At 69.3% G+C, this 10,867-nt stretch carries 11 protein-coding genes; 8 read left to right on the forward strand and 3 right to left on the reverse strand.

The window, feature by feature from the left end:
• From B4E30_RS02415 to B4E30_RS02425, 3 genes are all read right to left on the reverse strand, one after another.
• The coding region (locus B4E30_RS02415) for a glycosyltransferase (RefSeq protein ID WP_286793323.1) at positions 1-380 on the reverse strand (380 nt) is incomplete at its 3' end.
• Complete coding sequence (locus B4E30_RS02420) at positions 377-1,927, reverse strand: O-antigen ligase family protein (RefSeq protein WP_286793324.1); 1,551 nt, start codon at positions 1,925-1,927, stop codon at positions 377-379. The genes B4E30_RS02415 and B4E30_RS02420, both read right to left, overlap by 4 nt.
• Positions 1,928-1,937: 10 nt before the next feature.
• Entirely contained in the window at positions 1,938-2,903 is a 966-nt protein-coding gene (locus B4E30_RS02425; protein WP_286793325.1) for a hypothetical protein, read from the reverse strand.
• Positions 2,904-3,162: 259 nt separating this feature from the next.
• Here B4E30_RS02425 and B4E30_RS02430 point away from each other — a divergent pair, with 259 nt between their 5' ends.
• From B4E30_RS02430 to B4E30_RS02465, 8 genes are all read left to right on the forward strand, one after another.
• Positions 3,163-4,146 (forward strand): glycosyltransferase, encoded by a 984-nt coding sequence (locus B4E30_RS02430; RefSeq protein WP_286793326.1) that lies wholly within the window; start codon positions 3,163-3,165, stop codon positions 4,144-4,146.
• The gene (locus B4E30_RS02435) at positions 4,143-4,733 is read left to right on the forward strand and encodes an acyltransferase (protein WP_286793327.1); all 591 of its coding nucleotides are present in this window, start codon (positions 4,143-4,145) and stop codon (positions 4,731-4,733) included. Before B4E30_RS02430 ends, B4E30_RS02435 begins: the two co-directional genes overlap by 4 nt.
• Positions 4,730-5,704, forward strand: a complete 975-nt coding sequence (locus B4E30_RS02440; RefSeq protein WP_286793328.1) for a glycosyltransferase family 2 protein — start codon at positions 4,730-4,732, stop codon at positions 5,702-5,704. Before B4E30_RS02435 ends, B4E30_RS02440 begins: the two co-directional genes overlap by 4 nt.
• Positions 5,705-5,741: 37 nt before the next feature.
• Positions 5,742-7,466 (forward strand): fatty acyl-AMP ligase, encoded by a 1,725-nt coding sequence (locus tag B4E30_RS02445; RefSeq protein ID WP_286793329.1) that lies wholly within the window; start codon positions 5,742-5,744, stop codon positions 7,464-7,466.
• Positions 7,467-7,565: 99 nt separating this feature from the next.
• Positions 7,566-9,284, forward strand: coding sequence for an AMP-binding protein (locus B4E30_RS02450; RefSeq protein ID WP_286793330.1), 1,719 nt, complete (start codon positions 7,566-7,568; stop codon positions 9,282-9,284).
• Between the two features lie 43 nt (positions 9,285-9,327).
• Complete coding sequence (locus tag B4E30_RS02455; protein WP_194383756.1) at positions 9,328-9,600, forward strand: acyl carrier protein; 273 nt, start codon at positions 9,328-9,330, stop codon at positions 9,598-9,600.
• 18 nt (positions 9,601-9,618) lie between these two features.
• Entirely contained in the window at positions 9,619-10,275 is a 657-nt protein-coding gene (locus tag B4E30_RS02460) for a 4'-phosphopantetheinyl transferase superfamily protein (protein ID WP_286793331.1), read from the forward strand.
• Between the two features lie 9 nt (positions 10,276-10,284).
• The coding region (locus B4E30_RS02465; protein ID WP_286793332.1) for a wax ester/triacylglycerol synthase domain-containing protein at positions 10,285-10,867 on the forward strand (583 nt) is incomplete at its 3' end.

Raw genomic sequence — 10,867 nt, forward strand, 5'->3', positions numbered from 1 at the left:
CGCACCCACCACGAGCGAGACGGGGTCACCTGCATGGCCGGCGCCGCCACGAAGAGCGTCGCGTCGGCCTCGAGGCGGGCGGCAAGCGTCGCCAGGTCTTCGCCCGAGACCCGCACGTCGGCGTCGACGAACGCCACCGGATAGCGCACGACGGCGTCGCTCCCGAGGTTGAGCGCGGCGATCTTCGACGCCGTTCCGGTCTCCACCACGCGCACGCGGGGGTCGACGGCGAGCGCTCGTGACACCGTCTCGTCGCTGCAGCCGTTGGCCGCGACGATCACGTCGATGTCGTCGGCAGCGGAATCGAGGAGCCCGCGCAGTGCCCGGGCGATGACCGCCTCCTCGTTGTGCGCCGGGATCACGACGCTCAGCGCGGTCATCCGGCGACCCGAGCCTCGAGCGCCGTCGCGTCGCGGGTGGTCGTCTCCCACGCGTCCTTGCCCTCGGTCATCGCCCACGCCGCGACCCCGTAGAGGATGCTCAGCAGCAGCAGCGTCTGCATGAAGGCGAAGGCGTCGTAGAAGAACATCGCCGTGGCATATCCGACGGCCGATGTGGCGATCGCGAACGTGAGGAAGCGACGACTCTCGGGCGCGGACGAGCGAAGCGTGAAGCGCATCATCACGAAGACCGGCCAGACGAACAGGGCCACCAGACCGACGATGCCGAGCACGCCGGCTTCCAGCAGCGTTCCGAGCCACTGGTTGTCGAGAATCTGGGCGTTCGCGTCGTCGCCCACGACGATGCGGCTTCCGACGCCGGTGCCCGCGAGCGGATACTGCGCGAACTCGTCGAAGGCATCGGGAAGGTCGGCCAATCGCCCCTGCCCGGCCATCCCGGGGCTCGTCAGCTGCGAGGCGATGACCCCCTCGATATCGAACAGCGACAGCACCATCGTCTCGACCAGCTGCGGCAGAACGAGGCCCACCACCACCAGCAGCGGCAGTCCGATCACCATGAGGATCCCGGCGAGCTTCGGCCGGAACACCAGGAGGAAGAGGAACATCACCCCGAGGGTGACGACGCCCGTGCGTGAGACCGCGGAGAGCATCCCGACCAGCATCGCGCCGATCGCCGCCGTGTAGACGAGCTTGCGGGTGAAGGCGAACCGCGGCCACGGGCTGAATTTCATCAGGTAGATCGCGATCGGAATGATCATGCAGAACAGCACCGCGAGGGCGATCGGATGCTGGGATGAGGCGTACGCCCTCCCCCCGCCGGCGCGGAGCGATTCGGCGTCGTCGCGCAGGATCGTCAGCGGCAGGAACTGGTGGAGCATGAGGAAGATGTTCTGCCGCGTCAGGCGCTCGACGAAGGCGAAGAAGCCGACGAACGCACCGGCGAAGACGATGACGTTGAGCAGGATCATCGTCACGAGCTCCGTCGAGAGCATCTGACGCGTCAGCACGATCACCGACAGCAGGAAGGCGAGCTGGAAGATGTTCGCGAAGCCGCCCGAGATGAGTTCGGTCTCCGTGAGGGTCACGGCGTTGACCATGAGCGAGGCGAACATCGCCCACAGGAAGATCGCGATGGGCCACCCCCACACGACCGGCTTGAGAGACGAGGCCCCTCGCCGGAAGATCGAGACGGCGAGCGCGATGAGCAGGCCGGCGATGAGCACCCGGTACGGCTCGAGGGCGAAGCCCACCTGGATCGGGAGGGCGTAGCGACGAATCGGGACGAAGAGCACGACCGCCGTGAGCACGAAGAGCATCGTGGTCCAGTTGAAGAAGCCGCGGCGCACCACGAACAGTCCCGCGACGACGAGCAGCACCCCGCCGATGATGAGCGGATCGAGGAAGAGCACCGCCACGATCACGACCGCTCCGACCGCTACCGCGAGCACGACGTCCCAGGGCCTGGTGCCCCGCTTCGGAGTGCTCGGCGTGAGCGAGTGCGCGGTGGTCTGAGAGTCGACCGACACCGAAGGCCCCCTACGCGCGCGAAGCGGCGTCGTCCCGGTTCAGCAGCTCATCGAAGTCGTCGTGAGCCGACCGGCGACGGCGAGAGCGCGGAGCGGCCTCCGCTTCGGCCGAACCTGCCCCGACGAGCTCCTTCTGACGCTCTTCGACGGGTTCGGGCACCTCATCCGCGTGTCCGTGAGGCACATCGTCCTCATCGTCAGCGCCGGCGTCATCGTTCACGTCGTCCTCGTCGGATCCGGTCCGACGCCGACGGCGATCGCGAACGGCCTCGATGATGAGGGCGAGCGCGACGAACAGCAGGAACACGCCGACGGTCACGACGACCACCGGGATGGCGGGGTTTCCGCCCTCCGGATCGCCCGCGACGGGGGCGTTCAGCTCGTCGAGACTCAGCCGGATGTCTTCGGCCACGCCCCATTCCTCCTGCTGGGCGAGGACCATCTCGCCGAAGACGGTGGTCGCCACGGCGGCGATCTCCTCCGCCCGCTCGGCCGAGGTGGCGACGCCGACGATGTCGATGATCGGCAGGGTCAGACGCCCCCCGAACTGCTCGTCACCGGCAGGCTGGGTGGTGCGGCGCACCGCCGAGATCCCCTCGCCGTCTTCGAAGTCGCCGATGCGTGCGGCGACCTCGGTGGCCACCTCGTCACTGGACGCCATGTAGGCGAGGATGATCGCACTGTCGGACAGGTTGATCGGCGTCGGGTCCTGCACGACGACCTCCTGCGCCTCGGGGTCGTCGGCCTGGGGCAGCGCCGTGGTCTCCCCCGGGATCTCGACCTGGAAGTAGTCCGGCTGCGGCGACGTCAGCAGCACGGTCGACGACGCCATATAGGAGCGGTCCGCTCGCGGCTCGATCTGGCCGTCCTCGACGGTGAACCCCGCCAGCAGGCCGGCCGCCACCGCGACGACGAATCCGATGATGAGCAGAACCTTCTGGTTCAGCAGTCGACGCAGATACGTAGGTTGTTCCATGGGCACCGTACTCTCCCCCTGAGTTCAGCTCCATGACGATCCGAAGTCCCCAGGGACCGGCACGGAGGCGGCGCAGTGCCGGGCCGCTCGACAACTTTCCCACCGCTGTGTTGCGTCCGTGTTAACACGGTGGGAAGACCGATCGCACAACGCCGCTGACGCTTGCAACCGGCACCGAAACCCGCGAATGTGAGTCGCGACGACGGCGCCGCTGGGGAAAACCGGTGCCGTTGACCTTTTCTGGGGGAAGGACACTGGGGTGGAGAACTCTCTCCAAACCTCGGCGGCGCGCAGCACGCCGCCGACGGCATCCGACGTGACGATCGTCGTCTGCACGCGCGACCGCGCCGAGATGCTCGCGGCGGCGCTCGCCGCGATTGTCCGGGCGACGCGCAGCGCCGAGATCGTGGTCGTCGATTCCGCCTCGGTCACCACAGCCACCCGAGACGTGGCCGAAGCGGCCGGCGTCCGATACGTCCGCTCCGACGTGCCCGGCCTCTCGATCGCACGGAACCTCGGCCTCGCCACCGCGGATCGTCCGATCGTGGTGTTCACCGACGACGACTGCGCCGTGGACCCGGGATTCCTTTCGCCGCTGATCGCTCCGTTCGCCGACGCCGCCATCATCGGCGTCACCGGACGCCTTCGCGACCACGGCGACGGATCCGCAGCACCCCCGCCGGCCGTCGACGTTCTCACCTGCGTCGCAGACGGCTTGGACGCCGGGCACGGCGCTCTGATGGCGTTCCGCCGTGACAGCGTGCTCGCGTCGGGCGGGTTCGACCCCGTTCTGGGCGCGGGCCGCCGCTTCGGCGGCGCGGAGGATCTCGACATGTTCTGCCGCGTGCTCACGGGGCCGGGGCGGCTCGCACGGGTCTCGGCCGCCGCGGTGACACACGTCAACACGCGAGGCGACGACGACTACACCGCGCTCAACGCCGCCTACGGGCGCGGGGTCGGCGCGATGCTCGCGAAATGGCGTCGCACACACCCCGGGAGCAGCTGGGCATTGCTCGGCATCGTGATCCGCCGAGCGGCCATCGGCTCCGTCCGCCGTGCGCGTACCCGACGGGGCCGCGCGGCCCAGCGCGCCTACGTGGCGGGCGTCCTCGCCGGGTTCGTCGCGGCGCGATGGCGCCCGGTCAGCGGCGAGAACTTCGTCGACACCGATCCGCCGGAAGCCGTTCCCGCAAGCGGCGGCGATCGGGTCGACGGCGTCCGAGCAGAGGAGGTCGGGTCGTGAGCAAGGTGTCCGGAGTGCTGAGATCGCTCGTCGATCCCCGCACGTATGCACAGGCGTTCCGCCTGCTTCACTTCGCGGCGTACTCGCACGTGCAGCAGGTGAGACTGCTCGACCGCGGCGCCGACGTCAGCTTCGCGCCGAACGTCTCGTTCCGCAACGCCGAACGCATTCGTCTCGGCGCCGGCACCCACATCGGTGAGCACAGCATCATCTGGGCGGGCAACGCCACCGGACGCATCACCCTCGGCGAGAAGTGCCTCCTCGCGCCGCACGTGACCATCACCGCATCGAACTACCGCACCGACCCCGGCGAATTCGTCATGGACCAGCCGAAGACCGAGCGGGATATCACCATCGGGCGTGACGTCTGGCTCGGTGCGAACACCGTCGTCGTGGCGGGGGTCACCATCGGCGACGGCGCGATCGTCGCCGCGGGCGCGGTCGTGACGAAAGACGTCCCGTCCGCCGCCATCGTCGGCGGCGTCCCCGCACGCGTGCTGGGATGGCGCGGCGGCACGGAGCCCATCGAGACCGGGCCCGTCGAGACCGGGCCCGTCGAGACCGAGCCCGTCGAGGACGCGGCATGAACGGCAGCGCGCAGGCGGCCGTGATCGTCGTCAACTACAACACGCGGGACGAGACGGCCACCGCGATCCGCACCCTGCGCGAGAACACCGCGACGTCGCTCGAGGTCGTGGTCGTCGACAACGGGTCATCCGACGGCAGCGCGGTCGCACTGCGGCAGGAGTTTCCCGACATCGCCGTCGTGGAGGCCGGCGAGAACCTCGGCTTCGCGGCAGGCGTCAACCTCGGCGTACGCCACTCCGCCGCTCCGTATGTGGTGCTCCTCAACCCCGACACCGAGGTGCTCCCAGGGGCGGTCGACGACCTCGTCGCGTTCGCACGTACCCACCCCCTCTTCGGCGTCTATGGCGGTCGCACCCTGCGTCCGGACGGAACGACCGACCCCAGCTCGTGCTGGGGAGCGATGTCGCTGTGGTCGCTCCTGTGCTTCGCGACCGGCCTGTCGACCGCCTTCAAGCGATCCCGCGTCTTCGACCCCGAATCGCTCGGCCGCTGGCAGCGCGACACCGTGCGGGAAGTGCCGATCATCACGGGATGCCTGCTCCTGACGACACGCACGCACTGGGAGCAGCTGGGCGGAATGGACGAGCGCTTCTTCCTCTACGGCGAAGACGCCGACTTCTCGCACCGTGCCCGCGCTCGCGGACTGCACCCCGTCGTGGTTCCGTCCGCCACCATCGTGCACGCCGTCGGAGGGTCGACCTCTTCGAGTGGACGCAAGATGTGCATGGTCATGGCCGGCAAGGCCACGGTGCTCCGCACGTCGTGGCCGACGCCAGCGCGCGAGATGGGCATCCGATTCCTCGAACTCGGCGCGCTGCTGCGCCGCCGAAACCCCACCTGGGATGAGGTGTGGCGGCGCCGGGGCGACTGGCGCGACGGGTACCCCCGCGCGCGCAGCACCGTGTTCGGGCTTCCCTCCGCACCCGAAGATCCGTCACGAACACACCGCACCGCCGCCACACCGACGTGAGACCCATCCGGCACCACCCGACCGAAAGATGACGATGATGACCGCTCCGCACCCCACGCTCGTCGACGCGCTCCGTCACACCGCGAGTACCGTCGGCGACTCCCATGGGATCCTCTACTACGACACGCCGGACTCGTCCCGTCGCCGCAGCTACCGCGACCTCGACCGCAACGCCCGCACCGTCGCGCAGGCGCTCAACGCGCGCGGGCACGGGATCGGCGACATGGCCGTGATCGGGCTGTCCACCGGACTCGAATGGGCGGATGCGGCGTGGGGCGCCTTGTACGCCGGGATGGCCTTCATCCCCGCTCCCGTCGCCGGCTACGGCACCGGTGCGGTCATCGGAGAACGCATCGCCGGGATGGCCCGCGCGGCCGAGGCCACGGTGTTCATCACCGACGCCGGCGTGCTCGAGCGCATCGACGCCGATGCGCTCGAGATGGAGGTGCTCCTCCTCGAAGATCTCCTCGCTGACGGCGACGCGGACGCGTGGTCGATGCCGGCACTCGACGGCGACGCGATCGCCTACCTCCTGTACACGTCGGGGTCGACCGGGGATCCCAAGGGCGTCATCGCGACGCACTCGACCGTGATCGGGACCGCCGATGCCGCGAAGGACCTGTGGGACAGCAGTCCGCGGGCGACGCTGGTCGGCTGGGCGCCGATGCACCACATCATGGGGCTGATGATGCAGGTCATCATCCCGGCGGTCAACGGCGCGCAAGCGGTCGCGACCAACACCGAGCAGTTCCAGCGCCGTCCCATCCTCTGGCTGCAGCTGATCAGCCGGCATCGCGGCACCATGAGCGCCGCCGGCAACTTCGCCTTCGCCCTGGTCACCCAGCTCGCCACCGACGAGCAGATCGCCGAACTCGACCTCAGCAGCCTGAAGGTGCTCTTCTCGGGCTCGGAGCCCGTGCGCCCCGAGACGCTCCACGCCTTCCTCGATCGGTTCGGCTCGACCGGGGTGACCGAGCAGATGGTGGCACCGGTCATGGGCATGACCGAGGCGAACATGATCTCCGGCAAGTTCCCCGACGATGACCTGATGATACGGCGCTTCGACGCCGAACGACTCGAGAACGGTCAGCTCGTGCCCGCCGACGGCGAGGGCACCGTCGAGTGGGTCTCGTGCGGTCGCCCCACCAGCCAGACGCAGGTCGTGATCGTCGACCCCGAGACGCTGCAGCCGGTGCCGGACGGCATCGTCGGAGAGATCTGGGTCGCGTCCCCGATGGTCTCCCCCGGATACTTCCGTCGACCCGACGCGACCGCCGAGACCTTCGGTCACGCCCTGACCGGCTACGACGGCGCTTTCATGCGCACCGGCGACCTCGCCGCGATCCTCGACGGCGAGCTGTTCGTGACGGGCCGCCTGAAGGAGATGATCATCGTGCGGGGTCGCAACCTGTACCCGCAGGACATCGAGGCCGCCGCCCGCACGGTCTCGCCCGCGGTCGGCATCGGCGCCGCATTCGAGCTCACCGGGCACCCCTCGGTCGTCGGTGTCGTGCTCGAGGTGAGCGAGGAAGCCCTCGCCGAGACCCCGGAGAGCATCGACACTCTCGGCCCACGCGTGCGAGAGACGCTCATGGCACGCAGCTCCCTCCCGTCGCTCGCTGTCGCGTTCGTCGCGGAGGGCACCCTCCCCCGCACGCCCACCGGCAAGGTGCGCCGCATGCCCACGCGCTCGCAGATCGAGTCCGGCACGCTGCGCCCTCTCTACTCGTCAGGGTTCCGCCCAGTGCTCACTCCCGCCTGACGAGACTGCCGGGCCGGAGACCCCACATCCCAGCGACCTCCGGCCCGGCAGGTCACCCACCCGCCACCGCTCATCATCCATCACGAAGGAGTCCGGAGCATGTCGCTTCCGCCGGTTCTCGCCCACGACTGCCTGCAGGCCACCGCGGCCGCGCACGGCGACGATCGCGGCATCCTCTTCCACTCGAGCCTCGACACGTCGGAGTTCCGCGGCTACGGCGACCTCGATCGACGCTCCCGCGCCGTCGCGCAGGCACTGACCGGGCAGGGCATCGGTGTCGGGGATCGCGTCGTCATCGCGCTGAGCCCGGGACTGGGATGGGTCGACGCCCTCTTTGGGGCACTCTACGCCGGCGCAGCCTTCGTCCCGACCGCGGTCGCAGGATACGGTCTGCCGCCCGCGATGGTCGCCGAGCGTGTCGTTGCCATCTCTCGTGCGGCGGGAGCTGCGGTCATCGTCACCGACGAGACCCTGGCCCCCGTGCTGGCATCGGCCGACATCGACATCCCGATCGCCGTCCTCAGCGAGCTGCTCGAGGCGGGAGACGCCGACGCGTGGATGCCGCCCGCGATCGACGCCGACGCGATCGCCTGGCTGTTCTTCACCTCGGGATCGACCGGCGATCCGAAGGGTGTGATGGGAACGCACCGCGCCCTTCGCGCGACGGCAGACGCGGCGGCGGAGCTCATCGCCGCGGACGAGACCTCCACGCTCGTGGGCTGGCTGCCGCTGCATCACGCGATGGGCCTGATGATGCAGGTGCTCGTGCCGGCGGTGAACGGCGGGAAGGTCGTGCTCACCACGACCGAGCAGTTCCAACGCCGACCGATGTCGTGGCTGCAGCTCATGTCCACGCACGGTGCGACGCTCACCCTGGCCGGCAACTTCGCCTTCGATCTGTGCGTCAAATTCGCAACCGACGCACAGGTTGCCGACCTCGACCTGTCGACCGTGCGATGCTTCGTCTCGGGCAGCGAGCCGGTGCGACCGACAACGGTCGCCGCCTTCGCGGAGCGCTTCGCCTCGACAGGGCTCGACCCGACGACGGTCGCGCCCGCGTTCGGGATGACCGAGGCGATGTTCATCACCTCGAAGCCGCTGGGGGTGCCGTACACCGTCAGCCACGTCGACGCCGACCGCCTCGCCACGGGAGAGTTTGTCCCGTCGACTGCGGAGGACGCCGTCGAACTCATCTCGTGCGGTGTCCCGAGCGCTGAGACCCGCGTCACGATCGTCGATCCGGACACCCTCGAGGCGCTCCCCGACGGCGTGCTGGGCGAGATCTGGATCTCCTCCCCCGCGGTCTCCCCGGGATACTTCCGCCGTCCCGACGCGACGGCCGAGACCTTCGGCTTCACGCTGCCGAATGACGACGGTTCGTACGTGCGCAGCGGAGACCTGGGCACGATCGTCGATGGCGAGCTCTACGTGACCGGTCGCCTGAAGGATGTCATCATCCTGCGCGGACGCAACATCCACCCCCAGGACATCGAGTCCGCCGCAGCCGCGCTGTCACCGGCGCTCGGTGTCGGAGCGGCGTTCGAGCTGGAGACCGGCCAGCGCATCGCCCTCGTGATCGAGTACGACCCGGAGCTGGCCGGGGAACCGGTCGAGACGCTCCTCGAGCGTCTCGAAGACGAACTCGTCACGCGCTTCTCCCTGCCCGCGATCGCGATCGGGCTCGTGTCGGCCGGAGGCGTGCCCCGCACCCCGACCGGGAAGGTGCGCCGTGCTCCGGCGCGCGGGCTCGTCGCTTCGGGCGCGATGCCCTACCTGCACGCCGTCGGTCTGGAATCCCCAGCCCCGGCAGCCATCTGACCGCGAGCGACCAGCCCGCACCCTACGAATGCAAGGAGAGAACATGTCCGACACCACGACCGCTCCCACCGATGCTGTGTCGTCGATGACATCCTGGCTCATCGACAGGATCACCTTCTACGACCAGGTCGATCCCGCGAACATCACCCCCGATGCGCCCCTGACCGAGCTCGGCCTGGACTCGATCTACGTACTCACGCTCTGCGGCGACATCGAAGACACGTACGCCGTCGCCGTCGATCCGACCTTCTTCGGCGAGTTCGCCACGCTCGGTGAACTCGGCGAAGGGCTCGCCGCGCGGGTCGCGGCCGGCTGAGGAACCCTGCCGCTGACCATGTCGCGAGACACCGATGCGCCGCCGAAGAGAGGCATCGTGCACGTGCGCGAACGCGCCGTGCACTGGGTGCTCGGGCGCTGCGACGCGCCGCGCCGGGAACTGACGCACATCGCCGAACGGTGGGTCGAAGACATGGTGACACGCGAGCTCGGACTGCGCTGGCGCGGGATCGATCGGGGATCGGGCGGCGAGAAGCCCCGACTTCGAGGGCTCGACGCCGACTTCTCCGTGTCGCACAGCGGTGACGTTCTGCTCGTCGCGGTCGGGGCCGGTGACGGGATCGGCGCCGATGTCGAAGCGGCACCGTTCACCGCATTCGATTCCCGGGCCCTGCGTCGGCGCATGTGCTCTCCAGCCGAAGCGGCACGCTCCGAGAGTCTCGACTCACTCGCGCGACGGCGTTGGCTGGCTCCGACCTGGACCGCCAAGGAGGCGGCCGCGAAGGCGACCGGCGAGGGGCTCGGCCGCGACTTCCGCACGCTCGAGGTATCCGCCGCGCCCGCACCCGACGACGCCGAGGCGGTGTGCCACATCGCGGTCGCCGACGCCAGCGGCATCGTCGCCATCCCCCTGATTCTGCGGAGCGCGGGATCGGTTCTCACGGGATCCCCGCTGACCGTTCTAACCGTGACCGAGCCGCGCCTGGCTTCCTGAGGAGTACCGATGTCGACGACTGTGACCGCGAGCGATGAGATCGCACCCGTGCGGCTGACCCGGCCGCACGCCGAGTTCATGCAGATCTGGGAGGAGGGCTACGTCTCCAACCACATCTCGTTCGAGAACATGCAGACCCCCGGCCTGCTGATCGCCGAGGGAGGCCCGCTGCTGCGCCCCGACGGCTCCCTCGATCGAGTACGGATCCGCGCCTTCGTGCAGGGCGCCGTCGCGAGCACCGAGTCTTTCCGCCTTCGCCTGCAGCGCTCTTTCCTGGGGCTGACACCGCCGGCCTGGGTGCCCGACGACGACTTCGATCTCGATCGCCACCTCGTGTTCTCCGACGCTGCTGTGGATCCCGCCACCGCAGACCTGCGGCGCCTCTCCGGTGCCGAGGATCCGGTCTTCTCGCTGCGGCATCCGCTCTGGCGGATCCGGATCACCGCCCTGACCGACGGTCGCGTCGCGGTCGGGATGATGTTCCACCACGCCATGACGGATGGGCTGTCCGGGATGCGCCTGTTCTCCACCGTGACCCAGGCAAGAGCCGACGAGCCGTTTCCCGAACCGCGCGATCCTTTCGCTGCCGTGC

It is taken from the genome of Microbacterium sp. UBA3394 (assembly GCF_002358725.1).
In the GTDB taxonomy this organism is placed as follows: Bacteria; Actinomycetota; Actinomycetes; order Actinomycetales; family Microbacteriaceae; genus Microbacterium; species Microbacterium luteum.

Excerpts from the sequence above, each read along its gene's own strand:
- B4E30_RS02460 (WP_286793331.1), top strand. The coding sequence starts at position 9,619 with ATGTCGCGAGACACCGATGCGCCGCCGAAGAGAGGCATCGTGCACGTG.
- B4E30_RS02450 (WP_286793330.1), top strand. The coding sequence starts at position 7,566 with ATGTCGCTTCCGCCGGTTCTCGCCCACGACTGCCTGCAGGCCACCGCG.
- B4E30_RS02445 (WP_286793329.1), top strand. The coding sequence starts at position 5,742 with ATGACCGCTCCGCACCCCACGCTCGTCGACGCGCTCCGTCACACCGCG.
- B4E30_RS02425 (WP_286793325.1), bottom strand. The coding sequence starts at position 2,903 with ATGGAACAACCTACGTATCTGCGTCGACTGCTGAACCAGAAGGTTCTG.
- B4E30_RS02440 (WP_286793328.1), top strand. The coding sequence starts at position 4,730 with ATGAACGGCAGCGCGCAGGCGGCCGTGATCGTCGTCAACTACAACACG.
- B4E30_RS02455 (WP_194383756.1), top strand. The coding sequence starts at position 9,328 with ATGTCCGACACCACGACCGCTCCCACCGATGCTGTGTCGTCGATGACA.